We start from the raw sequence: 19,806 nt of genomic DNA on the forward strand, positions 1-19,806 counted from the left end.
AGATCACCGGCGCGGGGCAGCATCCCGATATGCGTTCTTTTGAGTTATTCAAATGAACGGGTATGCTCGAACCATGGAGACGGAACTCGACTCGGCGCTTCGCGTTGCCGGGCTGCGTGCGACAGCGGGCCGCGTCGCCGTTCTCGAGGCTCTGGACTCCATGGCCCATACGGATGCGGAGCGGGTCTACCGCGCCGTGTCCGAAGTGCTGCCGACCACGTCGATCCAGTCGGTGCACAACATCCTCGCGGACCTGACGACGGCGGGCCTCATCCGCCGGATCGAACCGGCAGGCTCCGCGGCGCTCTACGAGCGGCGCATCGACGACAACCACCACCACGTCGTCTGCACCTCCTGCGGTGCGGTCGGCGATGTGGACTGCGTGGTCGGCGAAGCGCCGTGTCTCACCCCGTCCTCGACGGGCGGATTCACCGTCCAGACCGCCGAGGTCACCTTCTGGGGCCTCTGCCCCAGCTGCCAGAACGCCGCGCAATAGCCGCTCGCCGATCGCCCATCCGCGGATGGGTGTATTCGTCGCGCCTGCGCGCAGAAGGAGAGAACCATGACGAACCCTGTTCCCGGCCGTCCGGCCACCACGACCCAGGCCGGCACCCCGATCGTGAGCGACGAGCACTCGCTGACGGTCGGCCCGGATGGCCCCACGGTCCTGCACGACCACTACCTGGTCGAGAAGATCGCGGCGTTCAACCGTGAGCGTGTGCCGGAGCGCAACCCGCACGCGAAGGGCGGCGGCGCGTTCGGAGAGTTCGTCGTCACCGAAGACGTGTCGCAGTTCACGCGGGCGGCCGTGTTCCAGCCGGGTGCGAAGGTCGAGGCGCTGATCCGCTTCTCGTCGGTCGCCGGCGAGCAGGGCTCTCCCGACACCTGGCGCGACGTGCGCGGCTTCTCGCTGCGGCTCTACTCGGAAGAGGGCAACCTCGACATCGTCGGCAACAACACCCCGACGTTCTTCCTGCGCGATGCGATGAAGTTCCCCGATTTCATCCACTCGCAGAAGCGCCTCGGCGACTCGGGCCTGCGCGACCCCGACATGCAGTGGGACTTCTGGACGCTCTCGCCCGAGACCGCACACCAGGTGACCTACCTCATGGGCGACCGCGGCCTCCCGCGCAGCTGGCGGCACATGAACGGCTACGGTTCGCACACCTTCTCGTGGGTGAACGCCGCCGGCGAGCTGTTCTGGATGCGGTACCACTTCGTGTCCCACCAGGGCGTCGAGGCGATGGGTGCCGAAGAGGCGCAGCAGCTCGCCGGATCCGACGCCGACCACTACCGTCGCGACCTGTTCGACGCGATCGCCCGCGGCGAGTACCCCTCCTGGGACCTCTACGTGCAGATCATGCCGTACGGCGAGGCGAAGGACTATCGCTTCAACCCGTTCGACCTCACGAAGACCATCTCGCTCAAGGACTACCCGCGCATCAAGGTCGGCACGCTGACCCTCAACCGGAACCCGGAGAACTTCTTCGCTCAGATCGAGCAGGCGGGCTTCACCCCGGGCAATCAGGTGCCCGGCACCGGCCTGTCGCCGGACAAGATGCTGATGGGCCGCATCTTCGCCTACCCGGATGCGCAGCGCCACCGCATCGGCCCGAACTACAACCAGCTGCCGGTGAACCAGCCGCACGCCGCCGAGGCGCGCAACTACCAGCACGAGGGTTCGATGCGGTACCAGTTCAACGACGCCGCGCACCGCACGTACCACCCGAACTCGTTCGGCACGGCCGGGGGCCCGGAAGCAGATCCGACCGTGGCGCACGAGGCGAACTGGGAGGCCGACGGAGAGCTCGTGCGCTCCGCCGCCACCCTGCACGCCGAAGACGACGACTTCGGTCAGGCGGGAACGCTCTACCGAGAGGTGTTCGACGGGGAGCAGCGGGCACGCTTCCTGGAGACCCTCACCGGTCAGGGCCGCTCGATCACGATCGACGACATCCGCGAGCGGTTCTTCCAGTACTGGACGAACGTGGATGCCGAGCTCGGCGCAGCGCTGCGGGATCGGGTCTGATCCGCGTCATCCGCTGAGACCCCGTCTTCGCGCCGAGACCCCCTCCTGCCCACGTCGGCAGGAGGGGGTCTCGGCGTTGAGGTGGGGTCTCGGCGTTGCGCGGGGGTCACCGCGCATGCCGCGGGAGCCGCGCCATCGGCACAGGAACAGGGCCAAGATGGAGGGGTGGCCACCCCCCTCTCCGACCTGACGAGCATGCCCGACCCTCAGCACGTGTACGCCGCGGACGGCACACGGCTGGCGACCTACACCTGGGGCGAGTTCGACGCCCCGGTGGTGGTGATCGTGCACGGCTTCGCGTCGAGCGCCCGCGACAACTGGGTCCTCACGGGCTGGGTGCGCGAACTCACGCGCGCCGGCTACCGCGTGCTCGCGCTCGACCAGCGCGGGCACGGGCGCAGCGAGAAGCCGCACGACCCGGAGGGCTACCGCATCCGGACTCTGGTGACGGATGTCGAGACCGTGATGGACACGTATCTCGTGGACGATGCGTTCTACGTCGGCTACTCGCTGGGCGCACGTGTGGGCTGGGAAGTGGTGCGCGAGCTGCCGCACCGCATCGGTCGGGCGGTGCTCGGCGGAGTGCCGGACGGCATCCCCCTGGCCCGCCTCGACCTGGACCAGGTGCGTGCGTACATCGCCGACGGCACTCCGGTCGAAGACCCCACGACGCAGAACTACATCTCGCTGACGGAGCGGGTGCCCGGCAACGACCTGCAGGCGCTGGTCGCGCTCGCGGAGGGAATGCGGTCGTCGGGCATGATCGACCCCGACCCTTCGGATGCCCCGACCCGGCCGATTCTGTTCGCCACGGGGTCGAAGGATGCGATCATCGAGGGCTCACGGGCACTGGCGTCCGCCGCCCCCGACGGTCGCTTCTTCGAGATCCCGAACCGGAACCACTTCAACGCTCCGGGCTCACGGGACTTCAAAGAGGCTGCGCTGGGCTTCCTCGCCGAGGCCTAGCCGCCCGCCCGCCCGTCCGTCCGCCCGTTGCGAAGGAGTTCGCACGGAATGAAGGAGCGGATGCGGCATCCACTCCTTCATTCCGCGAGTTCTCCTTCATTCCGTGCGAGCGGCGTGAAGAGCTCGCAGAGCCAGGCCTAGACGGCGGAGCTCTCCGCGCGCTTGGGCAGCACCCATCCCGCGCGCGGGAAGTGGCAGGTGTAGCCGTTGGGGTACTTGATCAGGTAATCCTGGTGCTCTTCCTCGGCCTCCCAGAACGGCCCCTCGGGCTCGATCGTGGTGACGGCCTTGCCCGGCCACAGGCCCGAGGCGTCGACGTCGGCGATCGTGTCGCGCGCGACCGTCTCCTGCTCGGGAGAGAGCGGGAAGATCGTCGAGCGGTAGCTCGAGCCGATGTCGTTGCCCTGACGGTCCTTCGTGGACGGATCGTGGATCTGGAAGAAGAACGCGAGGATGTCGCGGTACGTCGTCTTCGTCGGGTCGAACACGATCTCCACGGCCTCGGCGTGGCCGGGGTGATTGCGATAGGTCGCGTGGTCGTTCGAACCGCCGGTGTAGCCGACGCGGGTGCTGAGCACGCCGGGCTGGCGGCGGATCAGGTCTTCCATGCCCCAGAAACAGCCGCCGGCGAGGACGGCCGTCTCGGTCCCGGGCGTGCGGGTGATGGTTCCGGTGTCGGTCATGACTGCTCCTCAGAGGTGGTGGGGGTGTCGGGCGTCTTCGCGAAGAGGGGACTGTAGCGACCGTACCCCTCCTCCTCCAGCCTGTCAGCCGGGATGAAGCGCAGCGCCGCGGAGTTCATGCAGTAGCGAAGCCCGCCTTCATCGCGGGGACCGTCATCGAAGACGTGGCCGAGGTGGCTGTCGGCGTTCGCCGAGCGCGCTTCGGTGCGCTTCATGAACAGCGAACGGTCGGTGCGCGTCGTGACGGCATCCGCCTCGATGGGCTTGGTGAAGCTGGGCCATCCGGTTCCGCTGTCGAACTTGTCGGTCGACGAGAACAGCGGCTCGCCCGAGACGACGTCGACGTAGATGCCGTCGTCGTGGTTGTTCCAGTACGCGTTGCGGAACGGCGGTTCGGTCGCGTCCTGCTGGGTCACCTCGTACTGCAGGTTGGTGAGGCCGCTGACGGCCTCGGGGGTCTTGCCGTAGTCGTTCGACATGATCTGACTCCTTGTCCGACGTCGCTGGCTGCGGCGTCACAGAGAAGAACCGCGGACGGCGCTGTTTTGGTCCCTCAGGGCTGGGAGCGCGCTGTGAGTTTCGGCGGACTCGATAGAGTTGCCTCCGCACTGCACACCGCCCGAGGGGAACCACATGTCCGTTGGACTGCTCGCCGTCGTCGACGACATCCTGAGCGCCGCGATGAAGGCCTCGGCAAAGGCGGCGGGTGTCGTGATCGACGATGCCGCGGTCACGCCGCAGTACGTGCAGGGCATCACGCCCGCGCGCGAGTTGCCCGTCGTCGGCAAGATCGCGCTCGGCTCGCTCGCGAACAAGTTCCTCATCATCATCCCGGCGGCGCTGCTGCTCACCGCGTTCGCGCCGTGGGTGCTGCCATATCTGCTGATCCTGGGCGGCACGTACCTGTGCTTCGAGGGCGCCGAGAAGGTGCTGGAGTGGTTCGGCGTGCAACACGGCCACGCCGACGAGGGCGCCCGCGACGAGAAGAAGCTCGTCCTGGGCGCGGTGCGCACCGACCTGATCCTCTCGACCGAGATCATGCTCATCTCGCTGGCGAGCCTGGAGAAGGGCCTCGACATCTGGGCGACGCTCGCCATCCTCGCCGTGATCGCGCTCCTGATGACGGGAGTCGTCTACGGCGCCGTGGCGCTGCTGGTGAAGATCGACGACATCGGACTGAAGATGGCGAAGAACCCGGTGCGGCGCGTGCGGCACACCGGCACCCGGATCGTGCGTTCCATGCCGGCGGTGTTCCGCTTCATCAGCATCCTGGGCACGGTCGCCATGCTCTGGGTCGGCGGCCACCTCGTGCTGGTGAACCTGGGCGAAGTCGGCTGGCACTTCCCGGTCGACGTGCTGCACGGCGTGGAGCACGCGCTCCACAACCTCGGGCCGGTCGTCGTCTGGATCGTCGACACGATCATCTCGGCGATCGCCGGTCTCATCCTGGGGCTGCTCATCGTCGGGATCATCCTGGGCGTCGCGAAGCTGTTCGGCAAGAAGCCGAACTTCCACGAGGGCGAGGAATCCCCCGCCGACGTGCACGTCTGAGTCGGACGGCCCCCGAGCGCGAGTCACGGCCGGACACCTATTCGAACGTGAGCGGTTTTCTGGGGCCGCCCGGGCAACGGCACCACGGGCGGCCCTGTCGGGTGTATGGCCAGTCGACCAATTCTCCTTATGATCCGCGACTACTGCGCGTGCTGGGTCAGCGACGACTTGTTCACCGTGTAAATCGCCTTGAAGGTCGCAGCGAAGCTGACCGGTCCCCCCTTGATAAGGGCATGAAAAGTGCCCTTGCTCAGCACGTTGAACGACCCCTCAAACCAGGAATAGTTCGGAGACCATTGGAACGCACAGACACCCTCCTGGTACGAATTGCCGCGCAGGCTCTTGGAAGTGACCCTGTAGTTGCTCACGGTGGCGGCGAAGTCCTGTTTGACCCAGCATGCGCCCCCTGCAGGCACGCCGGCGAAGACACTGGAGGTGTAATAGGCGCGCGGTGTCAAGCTGACACGTTCCTCCGCCGCAGCATCATTCTCGAACGCAGTCAAAATATCCGCGGCGTAGGCTTCGGCGTCTCCACCGTAATGTGCGATGACGTCGCGATCCGCCTCGATCTTGACGTCGCCGAACGATGCGTTGAGATCTTTGCCGGAGACCGCGGCGTCCAGTTGCGACTTCAGCACCAGTTCAGCGTGGGAATTGAACTGCGCTATGTCGTCCGTCTCGACTGCCATGGCAGGAGTAGCTCCTGCCATGGCCCCGACGATGAAAGCGCATCCCAGCACAATGCTGCTGAGTTGGAGTCGTTTCATGGTGATTTCCTTTCTCGGTGGCTCTCCTCGCTGGCACTCACCACGACGGTGGCTGCAACCTTGTCAGCGAAGGTCTGTGCACGGCGGTCCCAAAGCGGCCAGAGGAATCCGATACCGAAACTCAGGATGTCGAGAAGGTGACAGGCGCCACGTACGGCCTGTTGGCTCCGGCGCGCCTCGCCACCGTGCAGATCGAGGGTCCGTAGACCGAACAGTCGTTGGGCCGGCGTCTGACCGTTCCTCGACAAGGTGGAACCGATGGCCACGATGAGCGCGAACGCGGCGAACGCGACCAAAGTGGCGGCCCGACCATCCGGCCAAGATCGGCGAAAGAAGATGGTGCCGAGGATCTGAGAAAGAAGTGACCAAGGGGCTACGGTCCCCAAGAGGAAATCGCCTGCTCGTCTCCACCAGAGGTTCTTCAAAGTTCCCCCTGGCCAGAGCTAGGGCACTGTAAGTCGGCCTTCATCGCTCTCATCCTCCATGTCGCTGCGGGGCCGTCCGTCGGAGTGCAGATACTCTGCCTGCCCGCTCCTGTGCACTGTCCGCACCGCCCGCATGGTCGTGCAAGATCGCCGCAGCGACACACCCGAGAGCGGAAGGCCCTATAGGTAGACGGTAGACAACCGATGAATGTCGACCGGTATACGATCAATCCGGCGCACCCGAGCGCAGCAGAAGAGAGACCACCCGCCGATGACAGCCGTCCGAATCAGGGACGCGGAGACCGCAGACCTCGAGACGATCACCGCGATCCACAACCATGCGGTGCTGCACACCACCGCGATCTGGAACGAGGATGCGGTCGACCTCGCGGACCGCGTGGCCTGGCTCGCCGATCGCACCTCCCGCGGCTACCCGGTGATCGTCGCGTTCGACGACTCCGGCGTGCTCGGCTACGCGTCGTACGCGCAGTGGCGTCCGCACAGCGGCTACCGGCACACGGTCGAGCACTCCGTGTACGTCGTCGGCGGTCAGCACGGCCGCGGCATCGGCACCGCGCTGATGGCCGCACTCGTCGAACGCGCCCGCGCCGCGGGGATGCACGTCATGATCGCCGGCATCGAAAGCGGCAACGCCGCCTCCATCGCCCTGCACCAGCGACTCGGTTTCGCCGAAGTCGGGCGGATGCCGCAGGTCGGGGCCAAGTTCGGACGCTGGCTCGACCTGAGCATGCTCCAGCTCGTGCTCGACGACCGCGCCGAACCCGGCGCAGCGTCCTGACCATGGATCTGCTGCAGTGGTTCGTCGACGCCTTCAACTCGAACTGGACGCTTCCCGGCGGGCAGACGCTCCTCGTCCGTGAGGTCGTGGGCAACGTATTCGGCCTGGCGAGCGCGCTCGGCGGCATGCGTCGGAAGATCTGGGCGTGGCCGGTCGGCATCATCGGCAACCTGCTGCTGCTGACCGTCTTCCTCGGGTCCGCTCTCAGCCCCGACCCCTCACTTCCGCATCTGCTGGGTCAGGCCGGCCGGCAGATCATGTTCATCGCCGTCGCGATCTACGGATGGGTTCGCTGGCGCAACGCCGAGGGTGGACAGGTCGTGCCGAGGTGGGCACCGACGGGGGCGCGCATCGGTCTGGTGCTCGTGATGATCGTGGGAACGGTCGCGCTGACCCCGCTGTTCCGCGCGCTGGGCTCGTGGGAGCCGGTGTGGGCCGATGCCTGGACCTTCGTCGGCTCGCTGCTCGCCACATACGGCATGGCCAAGGGGTGGACCGAGTTCTGGCTCATCTGGATCGCGGTCGACGTGGTCGGCGTGCCGCTGCTGTTCAGCTCCGGCTACTACGCGACCGGTTTCATGTACGTCTTCTACGGCGTCTTCACCGCGGTCGGATTCGTCATCTGGTGGCGGGCGCAGCGGAGTGCCGCGCATCCGGTCGTGATCCTGCCGCCCGATCCGAGCCCGCGGCGCCCGGAAGACGACGAACTCGCCTGAGGCCGACGGGCCAGGAATGTGTCCGCGCATTTCGGCGGCCCTGGACCCACCCCGCGCCGTTCGCCTTTCATGGGGGCATGACCCGTCAGATCCGCTTCAACGCGTTCGACATGAACTGCGTCGCCCACCAGTCATCCGGCCTGTGGCGGCACCCCGACGACCGATCCCGGCAGTACAACACCATCTCGTACTGGACCGATCTGGCGAAGCTGCTGGAGAGCGCGACCTTCGACGGGATCTTCATCGCCGACGTGCTCGGCACGTACGACGTCTACGGCGGCACGAACGAGGCCGCGATCCGCAACGGCGCCCAGGTGCCCGTGAACGACCCGATCCTGCTGGTGAGCGCGATGGCCGCGGTCACCGAGAACCTCGGCTTCGGCATCACGGCGGGCACCGCGTTCGAGCACCCTTATCCGTTCGCCCGTCGACTGAGCACGCTCGACCACCTGACCCAGGGGCGGATCGGCTGGAACGTCGTGACCGGATACCTGCCCAGCGCCGCGCGCAACATGGGCCAGGACGATCAGCTCGCGCACGACGACCGCTACGACCACGCGGACGAGTACGTCGAGGTGCTCTACAAGCTCTGGGAGGGCTCATGGGAAGACGACGCCGTGGTCGAAGACCGCGAGCGCGGCATCCTCACCGACCCCGCCAAGGTGCATCCGATCGGGCATGAGGGGAAGCACTTCAGCGTGCCCGGCATCCACATCTCCGAGCCTTCACCGCAGCGCACGCCGGTCATCTATCAGGCCGGCGCGAGCCCGCGCGGAGTGAAGTTCGCGGCCGAGAACGCCGAAGCCATCTTCGTCGCGGCGCCGTCGAAGGAAGTGCTCGCCGGCACCGTCAAGCGCATCCGCGACGCCCTCGAAGTGGCCGGTCGCGACCGCCACGACGCCCGCATCTACACGCTGCTCACCGTGATCACCGCAGCGACGAGCGAGGAGGCGACCGCGAAGCACGCCGAGTACCTGTCGTACGCGAGCCCCGAGGGCGCACTCACCTTCATGTCGGGCTGGATGGGTGTCGATCTCTCGCAGTACGCCGAGGACGAGCCGGTCGGGAACGTCGAGTCCAACGCGATCCAATCGGTGCTGCAGCATCTGAAGGAGGAGGCAGACCTCGGCCGCGAATGGACCGTCGGCGACTTCGGGCGCCACAACGCGATCGGCGGCCTCGGTCCCACGATCGTCGGTTCCGGCGCCGAGATCGCCGACGAGTTGCAGTCCTGGGTGGAGGAGACCGATATCGACGGCTTCAACCTCGCCTACGCGGTCACGCCCGGTACCTGGCAGGACATCATCGAACACGTGATCCCGGTGCTGCGCGAGCGCGGCGTCTACCCCGACGAGTACGCACCGGGCACATTGCGCAACAAGCTGCAGGGCAAGGGCGACCGTGTGCAGGACACGCACCGCGCCGCGAAGTACCGCGTCGGAGCGTTCGCACCGAGCGCCTGAGAGCAGTACTCCGATTGAGGGTTCGCTGACACCGGACTCCCGACTCGATACCCTCCGTAGATAAGTCACCTGACGCACCTCCACGGAAGGAGCAGACCATGGCTCGAGTGATCGTCCACGCGACCGTGACCCTCGACGGGTTCCTCGCGGAAGCGGACGGCGGAGTCGAGTGGATGTTCGGCCGCCCATCCGCTCCCGAAGACGATGTCGTCGTCGAGAACGTCATGAAGAACATCGGCGCCATCGTCGGCGGGGCGAACAAGACGCAGACCATCGACGACGGAGAGATCCCCTACGGCGGCATGCTCAAGGTGCCGGTGTACCTCATGACCCACACCGATCACCCGCCGATCGAACGCGACGGGATCACGTACACCTTCGTGGTCGACGACATCGCCCAGGCGGTCGAGTCAGCCACACAGGCGGCCGGCGACAAGTGGGTCAGCCTGCTCGGAGGGAGCATCTCGCGACAGTGTCTCCAGCTCGGACTCGTCGACGAACTCCACCTCGACGTCGCACCGGTCCTGCTGGGCGACGGCATCTCGCTGTTCGCCGGTCTCGGGCAGCGCATCGAGTTGGAACGCCTCGAGACCTCGGCCTTCGCGAGCGAGACCCACCTTCGCTACCGCGTGCTCCGCTAGAGACTCTCGCCGAGAACGCGTCCGACGAGGGGGCCGCGCCGTCAGTCGTCGCTGCGGCTGAAGATCCCGCGCAGAACGAGGAACACCACCACGGCGACGACCGCGACGATCGCGAGCTTGAAGATGAACGCGAGCACCGAGAACAGTGCGCTCACGATCCACCACGCGATCACGACGGCGAGGACGACGCCGAGGATGGTCCAGATGTTCTTGGTCATGCCTCCAGCCTACGGAGTCACGCGGCCGGGATCTCGTCGAGCGAGCGGTAGACCGGCAGCCCGCGCTGTTGCGCGATCTCCACGTCCTTGTCGGCGCCCGACGACTCGCCGGGCAGACGAAGCACGGCGTCGCAGTGCTGCAGCAGCCGGTGCGCCGTCTCGTACATGACGTCGCCGTCGCCGGCATCCGCCTCGTCCAGGGTGCGCAGGATCGGCAGCGCGACCCACTCCCCGATCATCGGAACGTGGCCGAGGCGGAAGATCGGGCCGGAGGCGTCTTCGAGGCGGGCGAGGTTCTGGGCGATGAGGTCGGGGTCGCCGTTCGTCCCCGAGCGGTAGGGGCCGGCGATCAGGATCAGGAGTGGTTTTGTCATGGAGGAGACTGTAGTCTGAATCATGCAAGAACGTGCAACTTCGGGAGAAAACATATGTTGGCCGCGCAACGCAAGGACCACCTGCTCGACCTCCTCGACCGTGACGGGCGAGTGGTGGCCAAGACCGTCGCCGACGACCTCGGGGTGTCGGAGGACGCCATCCGGCGCGATCTCCGGGAACTCGCCGACGAGGGAAAGCTCCTCCGCGTGTACGGCGGCGCCCTGCCGATCCCCGCGCCGGAGCCCCCGGTTCGCGAACGCACCGCGCTGGCGACCGCCAGCAAGGAGCGCGTGGCGCGCGAGGCCGTCGCCACCATCCGGCCCGACTCGACGATCATCCTCGATGCCGGCACGACCACTCTCGCCATGGCCCGGATGCTGCCCTCCGGCACGGGGCTCACGGTGATCACGGCGAGCCCGGCCGTCGCCCTCGCAGCGGCGGAGCACTCGGACGCGCGGGTGATCATGATCGGCGGCGAACTCTCCCGACACTCACTGGTGACCGGCGGCGGCCTGGCGATGGAGGCCATCCAGCATCTTGCAGCCGACACGTTCTTCCTCGGCGCCACCGGCATCGATCCCGAACGCGGCCTCACCACCGGCGAACTCGACGATGCCGTCACCAAGCGGGCGCTGGCCTCACGCTGCACCTCGACCGTCGTGCTCGCGAGCGAGGAGAAGATCGGCGCCGTCGCGCGCTATCCCGTCGTCGCGCTCGATGCCGTCACCGCGATCATCACAGACCCGACCGACGCCAATCCGCTCATCGCGAAGGTCAAGGGCAGGATCGGCGCATAGGAGTGATGGGCGTCGGCGGCGACGGCACTAGCGTGATGCCATGAGCTTCACGCCCCTCCGGTCCCGGTCGCGCAGTCTCAACGCCTGGTTCGCCGCACGCCCTGATCTCTTCGTGTCCGAGCGCTCGCCCCGGAAGTCGGCGACCTGGCTCGTGATCGCCGGGCTGATGGTCGTCGTGATGCTCGTGGTCTATCTCAACCCCGAGGCGACGGTCGAGACCCTCGGCGGACGCGTGCGAAGCGGACTCGCGATCGCCGGTGCCTTCTTCCTCCCCCCGGCGATCTTCGTCGCCAGCATCGTGATGTTCTTCGTCAGCGCTCGGCGGTGGCGGGTAAAGGGCGGCGGCGTGCTGACGAATCCGGTGATCCACGGCGTCGTCGCCGGATTCCCTCTCGAGCGGGCCACCGCCGCCCTGCAGCGTGGTAGCTCCGACAGCGCCGGCGTCGTCGCGGCACTCAAAGACGTGATCGAGCACCGAGGCGATGACCGACTGCTCACGATCTGGACCTCCGACGCCGACCGGGCGATGTACATCGGCGTCATTCGCGTCGCGGGGAAGGAACTCTGGATCGACTCCGAGCCGACAGCCGTCGATCCCGCGCTCTTCTTCGACGCGAAGGCGCTCGACCGCACCGCGATGCGCGAGCAGGCCGGCCTCGGCGGTCGCTGAACTGCGCCGGCGCCCCGGAGGCGCTGATCAGACCTGGGCGCTACCGAGCCCGGGGAATTCGAGCGAGGCCTGTTCCGGATCGCGCCAGGCACGGTGCACGAGGACGTCGGGACTCGTCACGCCATAGGCGTCGCGCAGCGCGGCGACGCACCGTTCGGCGAGTTCGCGGTAGTCGCTCGCGTACGCGGGCAGCGGGAGCTCCGAGGTCCAGTTCGGCTGCGCGGCTCCCGGCTCTTCCCAGCCGGTGGTCCGCAGCACCGTCTCGTCAGCATCCGCGACCAGATCGGCCGCCGGTGCCTCGGCGTGCAGCCTGTCGGGGCCACCGGCGAACTGGACGTAGCGCAGCGGGTCGCCGTCGACCGAGACGACGAGGAACACGCGGTCGGACACACCTCGCAGCGCCGTGATGAGACGGAGCGTGAACGCTCCCCACGCCGACGGCTCCGCGCCGGACGGCCGCGGGACCGCACGCTGCGCGACGGCGTCTCGGCTCGCCGGGGCCCACGGCATCGGCTCGGGCGTGCGGGTGGTCGTGAAGACGAGGTCGGGGTCGTCGACGGGCACGAACTTCAGCCACGACTGCAGCTCCGGCCGTTCGAACCCGAACCTCTCGAATCCCTGCTCGGCTGCGCGCGGATCGCGGGTGTCGAGCCGCGCCGATCCTCGACCGTCCGACTCGCCTCCCCCGGGCTCTACTGTGACCGGGATGCCTCGGTAGGTGCCGCGGTGATCGACGCGGAAGCACTCCAGCTGCTCGTCCGGCGCGATGTTGCGGACGTACCCGTTCCCGATCTTTCGGAAGCCTTCGACCGGGGTGCGGCTCCAGAGCGCCCAGTTGCCTCCGGGAGTGGCGAGCGGGTACTCCGTGTTCCCGAGCCGGACGTAGCGTCCCGACTTCTGCACGATCAGCACCCTCGCGTCCGGGTCGGCGCCACGATCGCGAGCATCGTCGTCGGCCACGGAACGCTGCATGTCATACGAGCCACCCTAGGCGAGCCGTCCGACGTCTCGGATGCCGGCGCGGATGACGAAGGGACTCACTCCGAATCGACGCGATCGGCGAGCAGGACGTGCAGATGCCCGGCCGCCGCGAGCAGCGCAACGCTGCGCCGTGTGAGCACGACCAGCCGGTCCTGGAGGATGCGCTCCATCTCGCCCGTGTCGGCATGCAGACGCACCTGTTCGAGGATGCGCGCGATCGCGGGAATGCCGTATCCGCCGGCCCGCAGCGCGGCGACGATGCGCGCCTCCGTGATCGCCGTCGAGTCGTAGGACCGCGACGACGCCGTACCGCGCAATGGATGCACCAGACCCTCCGCCTCCCAGTGGCGCAGGGCCGAGGAGCGCACACCGAGCGCCTGGGCGAGTTCGCCGATGCTCATCGCATCCGTGTCGTCGAAGTCGTCGTCGGCTTCGGCCAGGGCGACCCCGAGTCCGCGCAGCGCCTCGCGGACCCGGGCGCGCTCATCGGCGATTCCGGCGTGCAGCACGTCGATCCGCTCGGCCGCCTCCTCGACCGAACCGTCGATCAGGGCGGGCATCAGCTGCCGGGCGGGCACCGGTCCGATGGCCGCTGCCATCGCGCGATAGGCGCGCACGGCGATCTCGTGCCCCGACCCGTAGCGGCGATACCCGTTCGTTCCGCGCTGAGCGCGCGGGATGACCCCGAGCCGCTCGAGATCGCGCAGCTGCTGCGTCGAGTACCCCACCCGTCGCCCGAGCGCGACCGTGGTCATGACCTGCTCTGGAGGGTTTGGCATGATCTTCCAGGTCCTTTCGACATCCGAGTCCACATAAGCACGTGAAGCTCATCATTGAGGGATGGAGATCCAGGAGATCATCGAGACAGTCCGCGGCTTCGACGGCGTCCTCGTCGTCGCCCCCGAGGAGGGCAGCGATTTCCCGGCACTGTCGTGGGGAGACGCCTACTTCTCCTACGCGCCCGATGGACGGATGCCCGAGCGCACCCAGCCGTACGGAACGATCATCACGAAGGACTACCCCGACGACGTCGCGTCCGCGCTGAACGCTCCCGGGCGATTCCGGGTGAACATCCATGTCCGGCGGGAGCAGGTGCAGACGCTCGTCCCCGCGGATGGCGAGCCGACGGAGACGGACGTGTTCCATCGGCATCCGCTGTACGGCGCGTCCGGGTGGGTGTGCGTGGTCGACCCGGCGGAGCGGACGTCGGATGCCGTGCTCACCTTGCTCCGTGAAGCGCACGAGGCCGCCCGGCAGCGTGCCGAACGGCGGGCGGGGTGAACATGACCACCGTGCAGGGCATGACCGAGGCCGACCGGCGGATCGTCGCGGTGTGGGCGGCCGACTGCGCCGAGCGGGTGCTGCCCCTGTTCGAAGCGGAGGCGCGGGACGATGGCCGTGCACGCGATGCCATCGCGCGAGCGCGAGCCTTCGCGCGGGGTGCGCTCACCGCTGCCGAAGAGATCCGTCGGCGATTCGTCGCGGGCAGGGCCGCTCACAGCGCGACCTCACCGGCAGGGGTGGCTGCCGCCCGGGCGGCTGCGCAAGCGGCGGGCGTCGCACACATGGGCGCCCATGCGCTCGGGGCTGCGGCTTACGCCGCGAAAGCCGTGGAGCTGGCGCACCCCTCGGCCCCCGAAGCGCGCACCGCCGAGGTGCGCCGGCAACTCGCGGCCCTCTCCCCCGAAGCATCCGCCGCCCTGCGCATGCTTCCGCCTCTCGGTGAAGACTCCGCCGGTCCGCTCGGCCCCGGCCTGCTCGCCACCGGGACGCTGGGCGCGGTGATCCGCGAGATCCAGCAGCACCTGCGGCTTCTCCCCTGACCACTTTCGAATCGGCTTCAGCCCCGATTCAGCGGCGGACCGGCACACTGGAGGAATGCGGATCCTGGTGGTGGACGACGAGGTGCGCCTCGCCGAGGGCGTGCGCCGGGGCCTCGAGGCCGAAGGCTTCGCGGTCGACGTCGCGCACAACGGCGTCGACGGACTCTGGCGTGCACGGGAGACGCGGTACGACGCGATCGTGCTCGACCTGATGATGCCGGGCATGAGCGGCTGGAAGGTGTGCGAGGCCCTTCGCGCCGAGGAGAACTGGACACCCGTGCTGATGCTGACCGCCAAGGACGGCGAGTGGGACGAGGTCGAGGCGCTCGAGACCGGGGCCGACGACTACGTGACCAAGCCGTTCTCGTTCGCGATCCTCGTCGCGCGCCTCCGCGCCCTCGTGCGCCGCGGGGCCGTCGCACGCCCGGCGGTCCTGGAAGCCGGCGATCTGCGACTCGACCCCGCCGCCCACCGCGTGTGGCGCGGCGACACCCCCGTGACCCTCACCGCACGGGAGTTCTCGGTGCTCGAGTACCTGATGCGCCATCGAGGCCAGGTGCTGTCGAAGCGCGCACTCATCGAGGGCGTCTGGGACGACGACTTCGACGGCGACCCCAACATCGTCGAGGTCTACGTCGGCCACCTGCGCCGCAAGCTCGACAAGCCGTTCGGCCGCGAGGCGATCGAGACCATCCGCGGCGCGGGCTACCGACTGGCGGCCGACGGTGGCTAGTCGCAGCTGGCGCTCGGTGCGCGGCAGGACCACGCTCGGGGCGACCGTCGTCGTCGCTGTGGCCTTGCTCATCGGCGCCTTCTCGTTCTACGGCGTGCTCAGCGCGAGCATCCACGGCAGCACGGAGCGGGCGGCCGAGCAGCGCCTCGATGAGCTCGCCGAGCGCAGCGACGGACCGGGCCGCGGTGGGATCGACACCCTCGAGGACGAGTTCGTGCAGCTCATCGGCGCCGACGGATCGGTGCGCGCGGCCAGCGAGGACGCGAGGGAAGCGCTCGGTTCCACGGCCCTGCCGGTGTCCGACGATCCGCAGACCACGACCGTCGACGGTGAGCAGATGCTCGTCGTCTCGGACGACCTCGATGATGACCAGACGCTCGTGCTGGCCGTGTCGATGGACGACGACGCCGAGACCCTGACGACGGTCGCGACTCTGCTCGCCATCGCGGTCCCCCTGCTCCTGCTGCTCGTCGCGGTGACCACCTGGCTCGTGGTCGGGCGCGCGCTCCGCCCGGTCGAGCGCATCCGCGAGAAGGTCGACGGCATCACCGCCGAGCGCCTGCACGAGCGAGTGCCGGTGCCCCAGACGGCCGATGAGATCGCGGCACTCGCGACGACCATGAACGGCATGCTCGACCGACTCGACGCCGCCGCCACCGCGCAGCGGCGCTTCGTGTCGGACGCCTCGCACGAGCTGCGCTCCCCGCTCGCGACCATCCGTCAGCACGCCGAGCTCGCGCAGGCTCACCCCGACGTGACCAGCATCGGCGAGCTCGCAGAGGTCGTGTCGGAGGAGGGGCTCCGCCTTCAGGGCATCGTCGAGTCGCTGCTGCTGCTCGCCCGGCTCGACGAAGGCGCGAGCACGCACGACGAGCCGATCGACCTCGACGACATCGCGCTCGGCGAGGTGCGCCGGCTGCGCGCGGCCGGGCACGAGGTCGACGGCTCCGGCATCCAGGCGGCGAGGGTGCACGGTGATCCCCGCCTGCTCGGCCAGCTGGTACGCAACCTCGCCGACAACGCCGCGCGCCACAGCCGCGGCCGGGTCGCGATCAGCGTGATCCCCTCCGGTGGGCATGTGTTCGTGACTGTCGAGGACGACGGCGCCGGCGTGCCCGCCGAGGAGCGCGAGCGCATCTTCGAGCGTTTCGTGCGCCTCGATGAAGCGCGCAGCCGCGATGCGGGCGGCAGCGGGCTCGGTCTCGCGATCGCCCGCGGCATCGCCTCCTCCGCTCGCGGGACTCTCGCGGTCGATGATTCCCGCTGGGGCGGCGCGCGCTTCGTCCTCACGCTGCCGCTCAGCTGACGGCATCCTCCCGCCCCTGCCCCCTGCCCCTGCCCCTGCCCTTGCCCCTGCCCTTGCCCCTGCAGCACAACTTCGGAGATCCGAAGCGACACCCCCGAAGGCTTGGTCATCCGCGCGGCGTGGCGCGGCTCATCTCCGAAGTTGTGCCGGGAATCGCGCCGATACACCGGTTGCTGAAGAGTCCTTCAGGAGGCTTCAGGGAGGCTTCAGCGCCCGCGGGAGACCATCGGGACATGGACGACAAGACACCTACCCCGGACCAGACTCCCGACCAGACCCCCGCGAGCACCCCGGATGCGCAGACCGTCCCGGTCGCCCCCGCTCCGGACGCGGCAGCCCCGACGGCCGGCGCCGGTCAGCACCCGATGTTCTCCACGGCCGACCCGGTCGCCACCCCCGCGGCATCCGAGCCGAAGCCCGGGCGCAAGCGCGCTCTCCTCATCGGCGGCGGCATCGCCGCGGCCGTGATCCTCGCGGGCGGCGGCATCGCGGTCGGCGCGGCGATGGGCGACGAGTTCGGCGATGACGACGACCGGTCCTCGATGTCGGACGGCCCCCGTCACGACGAGGGAGCTCCCCAGGGCGATCACGACGATCGACACGACGACGACAGCGCCTCGTCGAACGAGCGTGGTCCGGTGACCGGCATCGGCACGGCATCGGCAGACGAGCTGATCGAGATCGCGGATGCCGCACGCGGTGCCGCCGAGGGCGAGGTCACATCGATCGACGCGAAGCGCGACGGCACGTGGGAGGTGCAGCTCACGACGGCTGACGGCACCGAGACCGACGTCCGCGTGGACGAGAGCCTCACGGCGTCCGTGATCGAGACCGATCCCGCCGACGGCGACGACACCGGCCCCGCGCTCACCCTCGACGACGCGACGATCCGCTCGCTGGTCGAGGCCGCGCTCGCGGAGGCCGACGGCATGATCACCGACCTCGACGTGGACGGCGACGACGTGAGCCCGTACGACGCGTCGGTCCTCACGTCGGACAACCGCTCGATCGACATCAACTTCGGCGCCGACTTCGCCGTCGTCGGAACCGACATCGACTGAGCCGGGGCCTCACCCCGGGCCGTCCTGCGACGTCCGACACTCCCGATGCCGCCGCCTTCCCCCCGGGGCGGCGGCATCGTCATGCGTGGCGGCGGACGCAGCGACGGATAGCATTCAGGGATGACGAACTCCGGACCGATCGACGACATCTCCATCGGCGGCGAAGTGATCCGCCTCGGACAGTTCCTCAAGTTCGCCGGCCTCCTCGACTCGGGCGGCGACGCCAAAGAGGTCATCATCGACGGATACGTGACGGTCAACGGCGAGGTGGACCGACGCCGTGGACGCCAGCTGCGCGACGGTGACCTGGTGTCGTTCGAAGGCCGAACGGTGCGCGTCCGCCCCTGACGCGGGAGTTCAGGTCCTTCAGGGAGGGCAAAAGAAAACTCGGCCCCGGAGGGGCCGAGTGGTATGACGACAGTCTAGCGCGAACGACGGTCAGGCAGTCACCGATCATCGGCTTCTGATTCACCGGAGAGCGTCGATTACCAACCAGGGGGTCGCGTGATCTTTCCGACGTTGGCCGGCAGCTGCGATGCCTCGATCTGAGCAGAACGCAACTGATGCCACCAGTGGCGGCCCACACCATCGGCAGCATTCCCGGCGAGCGCACCAGCGAGATAGCCGACCGTGGGGTTGACCGTACCGACGGGCACGCGCATCCGTGCCTGCACGATCGGGAACTTGAGATCGCTGTCGTTGCTGATGACTATCGCCGCATCGACGCGCTGCTCGAGAACGTCCAGCAACAGATGAGATGCGACATTGACATCCGAGCCCTTTTCTTCACGTCGCGCAACCGATGCCATGAAGGTCGCCTGCGGACTGTCGGCACCCTGCGAGTCTCGCACCATCAAGGGCCAGCCAGGGTGCGTGAGGACCGGTCGCTGGCGCCTGTCTGCAACCGCGAGCGGGGCGGTGGCGACGCGCGAGACATACGTGCCCATCTCCAGGACATCGACGGCGCCATGCGCCTTCAGCGCACGTAGGTAGACGTCCTGGTCACGCTGACCGGACTGATCTCCCGCACCCTTGATGCGTGCAGTGCAGTACACGACTCGTTCGATGGTCGCGCCCGGCCATGAGAATCCGGGACCAGCCAGGATCGCGTGCGACAAGGCGCGCAGGTCAAGCCACCGCCACCCCGGGGCGCCGCGGCCGCACAGGCGCCGTGCTCCGTAGTACAGGTTGAAACCGTCGATGTAGACGCCGACTCGCATGCGGGCAACCGTATCCATCTGGCGTGATCCTTGCTGCAGGGGTGTGCACTACTTCAGCCCTGGTCGCCCGGCAGGACCCGCCGCACGGTCACGACGATCAGGGCGATCAGCAGGCCGACCAGAGCCACGTCGGCCGCGATGTACGCGTAGTGCGCCCAGTTGGTCCCCGGCGCCGCGGCTCCCGAGATCACCAGGTCGCTGCGCTGGTTCAGCACGGGGCGGATGACCGAGACCTCGATGAGGTAGACGAGCCAGATCGCACCGAGGAGGCTCAGCGTCGCGCGGCTCGCCCGCGCGCGCACGCTCACCACTGTGAGCAGGATCAGCACGACGCCGGCGAGCACGTTCAACGCGGTGAAGACGAGCCGCCCGATGCCCAGCCCGATCGGATGGTGACACCGGGAGCGAGGAACTTCAGCGGCGCCTCGAGGAACGAGATGGCGATGATCGCTCCGAGCAGGAATGCCGGCAGCAGCAGACGGAGGGCCGTGGTCGTGCGTGCCATGCGTGTCACCTGTTCCCTTCGCACGTTGATGGTTCCGCGTTCGACGCTACCTCCGCGTGACCGGTGCGAGCGGGGCT

27 protein-coding genes are annotated in these 19,806 nt (G+C 68.3%); 16 read left to right on the forward strand and 11 right to left on the reverse strand.

The genetic code is table 11. The features are described from left to right. The first annotated feature begins 73 nt into the window (after positions 1–73). From ACFC14_RS04985 to ACFC14_RS04995, 3 genes are all read left to right on the forward strand, one after another. Positions 74–496, forward strand: coding sequence for a Fur family transcriptional regulator (locus ACFC14_RS04985; RefSeq protein ID WP_029264333.1), 423 nt, complete (start codon positions 74–76; stop codon positions 494–496). A gap of 66 nt (positions 497–562) precedes the next feature. Further along, on the forward strand, positions 563–2,029 hold the full coding sequence (locus tag ACFC14_RS04990; RefSeq protein ID WP_376101490.1) for a catalase: 1,467 nt from the start codon (positions 563–565) through the stop codon (positions 2,027–2,029). Between the two features lie 165 nt (positions 2,030–2,194). Next, entirely contained in the window at positions 2,195–2,995 is an 801-nt protein-coding gene (locus tag ACFC14_RS04995; protein WP_376101492.1) for an alpha/beta fold hydrolase, read from the forward strand. 137 nt (positions 2,996–3,132) lie between these two features. Here ACFC14_RS04995 and msrA read toward each other — a convergent pair whose 3' ends face one another. Both msrA and msrB read right to left on the reverse strand, forming a co-directional pair. Then, positions 3,133–3,678, reverse strand: coding sequence for a peptide-methionine (S)-S-oxide reductase MsrA (gene msrA, locus ACFC14_RS05000; RefSeq protein ID WP_376101494.1), 546 nt, complete (start codon positions 3,676–3,678; stop codon positions 3,133–3,135). Continuing rightward, complete coding sequence (msrB, locus tag ACFC14_RS05005; RefSeq protein ID WP_376101496.1) at positions 3,675–4,157, reverse strand: peptide-methionine (R)-S-oxide reductase MsrB; 483 nt, start codon at positions 4,155–4,157, stop codon at positions 3,675–3,677. The genes msrA and msrB overlap by 4 nt, the downstream gene beginning before the upstream one ends. Before the next feature lie 154 nt (positions 4,158–4,311). Between msrB and ACFC14_RS05010 the strand changes: the two genes are divergently transcribed. Continuing rightward, the gene (locus ACFC14_RS05010) at positions 4,312–5,229 is read left to right on the forward strand and encodes a DUF808 domain-containing protein (protein ID WP_376101498.1); all 918 of its coding nucleotides are present in this window, start codon (positions 4,312–4,314) and stop codon (positions 5,227–5,229) included. Between the two features lie 140 nt (positions 5,230–5,369). On the opposite strand, the gene ACFC14_RS05015 is transcribed toward ACFC14_RS05010, so the two are convergent. Together ACFC14_RS05015 and ACFC14_RS05020 are read right to left on the reverse strand one after the other, a co-directional pair. After that, on the reverse strand, positions 5,370–5,996 hold the full coding sequence (locus ACFC14_RS05015; protein WP_376101499.1) for a hypothetical protein: 627 nt from the start codon (positions 5,994–5,996) through the stop codon (positions 5,370–5,372). Then, positions 5,993–6,421: an RDD family protein gene (locus tag ACFC14_RS05020; protein WP_376101501.1), complete on the reverse strand. Its 429-nt coding sequence runs from the start codon at positions 6,419–6,421 to the stop codon at positions 5,993–5,995. Before ACFC14_RS05020 ends, ACFC14_RS05015 begins: the two co-directional genes overlap by 4 nt. Before the next feature lie 271 nt (positions 6,422–6,692). Here ACFC14_RS05020 and ACFC14_RS05025 point away from each other — a divergent pair, with 271 nt between their 5' ends. The 4 genes from ACFC14_RS05025 (at position 6,693) to ACFC14_RS05040 (ending at position 10,040) form a co-directional block, all read left to right on the forward strand. Further along, entirely contained in the window at positions 6,693–7,220 is a 528-nt protein-coding gene (locus ACFC14_RS05025; RefSeq protein ID WP_376101503.1) for a GNAT family N-acetyltransferase, read from the forward strand. 2 nt (positions 7,221–7,222) lie between these two features. Next, the gene (gene pnuC, locus ACFC14_RS05030) at positions 7,223–7,936 is read left to right on the forward strand and encodes a nicotinamide riboside transporter PnuC (protein ID WP_376101505.1); all 714 of its coding nucleotides are present in this window, start codon (positions 7,223–7,225) and stop codon (positions 7,934–7,936) included. A 77-nt stretch (positions 7,937–8,013) separates the two neighbouring features. After that, positions 8,014–9,399: an LLM class flavin-dependent oxidoreductase gene (locus ACFC14_RS05035; RefSeq protein ID WP_376101507.1), complete on the forward strand. Its 1,386-nt coding sequence runs from the start codon at positions 8,014–8,016 to the stop codon at positions 9,397–9,399. 98 nt (positions 9,400–9,497) lie between these two features. After that, positions 9,498–10,040 (forward strand): dihydrofolate reductase family protein, encoded by a 543-nt coding sequence (locus ACFC14_RS05040; protein ID WP_376101509.1) that lies wholly within the window; start codon positions 9,498–9,500, stop codon positions 10,038–10,040. A 41-nt stretch (positions 10,041–10,081) separates the two neighbouring features. On the opposite strand, the gene ACFC14_RS05045 is transcribed toward ACFC14_RS05040, so the two are convergent. Both ACFC14_RS05045 and ACFC14_RS05050 read right to left on the reverse strand, forming a co-directional pair. Next, entirely contained in the window at positions 10,082–10,258 is a 177-nt protein-coding gene (locus ACFC14_RS05045; RefSeq protein ID WP_166804669.1) for a hypothetical protein, read from the reverse strand. Positions 10,259–10,275: 17 nt separating this feature from the next. Continuing rightward, positions 10,276–10,632 (reverse strand): DUF4406 domain-containing protein, encoded by a 357-nt coding sequence (locus ACFC14_RS05050; protein WP_376101511.1) that lies wholly within the window; start codon positions 10,630–10,632, stop codon positions 10,276–10,278. Positions 10,633–10,686: 54 nt separating this feature from the next. Here ACFC14_RS05050 and ACFC14_RS05055 point away from each other — a divergent pair, with 54 nt between their 5' ends. Then, positions 10,687–11,430, forward strand: a complete 744-nt coding sequence (locus tag ACFC14_RS05055; protein ID WP_376101513.1) for a DeoR/GlpR family DNA-binding transcription regulator — start codon at positions 10,687–10,689, stop codon at positions 11,428–11,430. A 40-nt stretch (positions 11,431–11,470) separates the two neighbouring features. Then, positions 11,471–12,100: a hypothetical protein gene (locus ACFC14_RS05060; RefSeq protein WP_376101514.1), complete on the forward strand. Its 630-nt coding sequence runs from the start codon at positions 11,471–11,473 to the stop codon at positions 12,098–12,100. 27 nt (positions 12,101–12,127) lie between these two features. Here ACFC14_RS05060 and ACFC14_RS05065 read toward each other — a convergent pair whose 3' ends face one another. Next, entirely contained in the window at positions 12,128–13,072 is a 945-nt protein-coding gene (locus ACFC14_RS05065) for a hypothetical protein (protein WP_376101515.1), read from the reverse strand. A gap of 65 nt (positions 13,073–13,137) precedes the next feature. Then, entirely contained in the window at positions 13,138–13,860 is a 723-nt protein-coding gene (locus ACFC14_RS05070) for a MerR family transcriptional regulator (protein WP_376101517.1), read from the reverse strand. 61 nt (positions 13,861–13,921) lie between these two features. Between ACFC14_RS05070 and ACFC14_RS05075 the strand changes: the two genes are divergently transcribed. The 6 genes from ACFC14_RS05075 to ACFC14_RS05100 all read left to right on the forward strand — a co-directional run bounded on the left by ACFC14_RS05075 (position 13,922) and on the right by ACFC14_RS05100 (position 18,352). Next, positions 13,922–14,362, forward strand: a complete 441-nt coding sequence (locus ACFC14_RS05075; protein WP_376101519.1) for a DUF6194 family protein — start codon at positions 13,922–13,924, stop codon at positions 14,360–14,362. A 2-nt stretch (positions 14,363–14,364) separates the two neighbouring features. Beyond that, positions 14,365–14,904 carry a putative immunity protein gene (locus tag ACFC14_RS05080; protein ID WP_376101520.1) on the forward strand — a complete coding sequence of 180 codons (540 nt, stop codon included), beginning with the start codon at positions 14,365–14,367 and terminating at the stop codon, positions 14,902–14,904. 55 nt (positions 14,905–14,959) lie between these two features. Continuing rightward, on the forward strand, positions 14,960–15,637 hold the full coding sequence (locus tag ACFC14_RS05085; RefSeq protein ID WP_376101522.1) for a response regulator transcription factor: 678 nt from the start codon (positions 14,960–14,962) through the stop codon (positions 15,635–15,637). Then, positions 15,630–16,943, forward strand: a complete 1,314-nt coding sequence (locus ACFC14_RS05090; protein ID WP_376101524.1) for an ATP-binding protein — start codon at positions 15,630–15,632, stop codon at positions 16,941–16,943. The genes ACFC14_RS05085 and ACFC14_RS05090 overlap by 8 nt, the downstream gene beginning before the upstream one ends. Before the next feature lie 233 nt (positions 16,944–17,176). After that, positions 17,177–18,004, forward strand: a complete 828-nt coding sequence (locus ACFC14_RS05095) for a PepSY domain-containing protein (RefSeq protein ID WP_376101526.1) — start codon at positions 17,177–17,179, stop codon at positions 18,002–18,004. 120 nt (positions 18,005–18,124) lie between these two features. After that, positions 18,125–18,352, forward strand: a complete 228-nt coding sequence (locus ACFC14_RS05100; protein ID WP_136041943.1) for an RNA-binding S4 domain-containing protein — start codon at positions 18,125–18,127, stop codon at positions 18,350–18,352. Between the two features lie 137 nt (positions 18,353–18,489). Here the strand turns inward: ACFC14_RS05100 and ACFC14_RS05105 are convergent, their stop codons facing one another. The 3 genes from ACFC14_RS05105 to ACFC14_RS05115 are packed head-to-tail and all read right to left on the reverse strand — an operon-like array spanning position 18,490 to position 19,729. Continuing rightward, positions 18,490–19,242, reverse strand: coding sequence for an NYN domain-containing protein (locus ACFC14_RS05105; RefSeq protein WP_376101527.1), 753 nt, complete (start codon positions 19,240–19,242; stop codon positions 18,490–18,492). A gap of 35 nt (positions 19,243–19,277) precedes the next feature. After that, positions 19,278–19,574, reverse strand: a complete 297-nt coding sequence (locus ACFC14_RS05110) for a hypothetical protein (protein ID WP_376101529.1) — start codon at positions 19,572–19,574, stop codon at positions 19,278–19,280. Further along, on the reverse strand, positions 19,571–19,729 hold the full coding sequence (locus tag ACFC14_RS05115; protein ID WP_376101531.1) for a hypothetical protein: 159 nt from the start codon (positions 19,727–19,729) through the stop codon (positions 19,571–19,573). Before ACFC14_RS05115 ends, ACFC14_RS05110 begins: the two co-directional genes overlap by 4 nt. Between the last annotated feature and the right edge of the window lie 77 nt (positions 19,730–19,806).

Origin of the sequence: Microbacterium sp. NPDC055988 (assembly GCF_042269505.1) — a bacterium.
Taxonomy (GTDB): Bacteria; Actinomycetota; Actinomycetes; order Actinomycetales; family Microbacteriaceae; genus Microbacterium.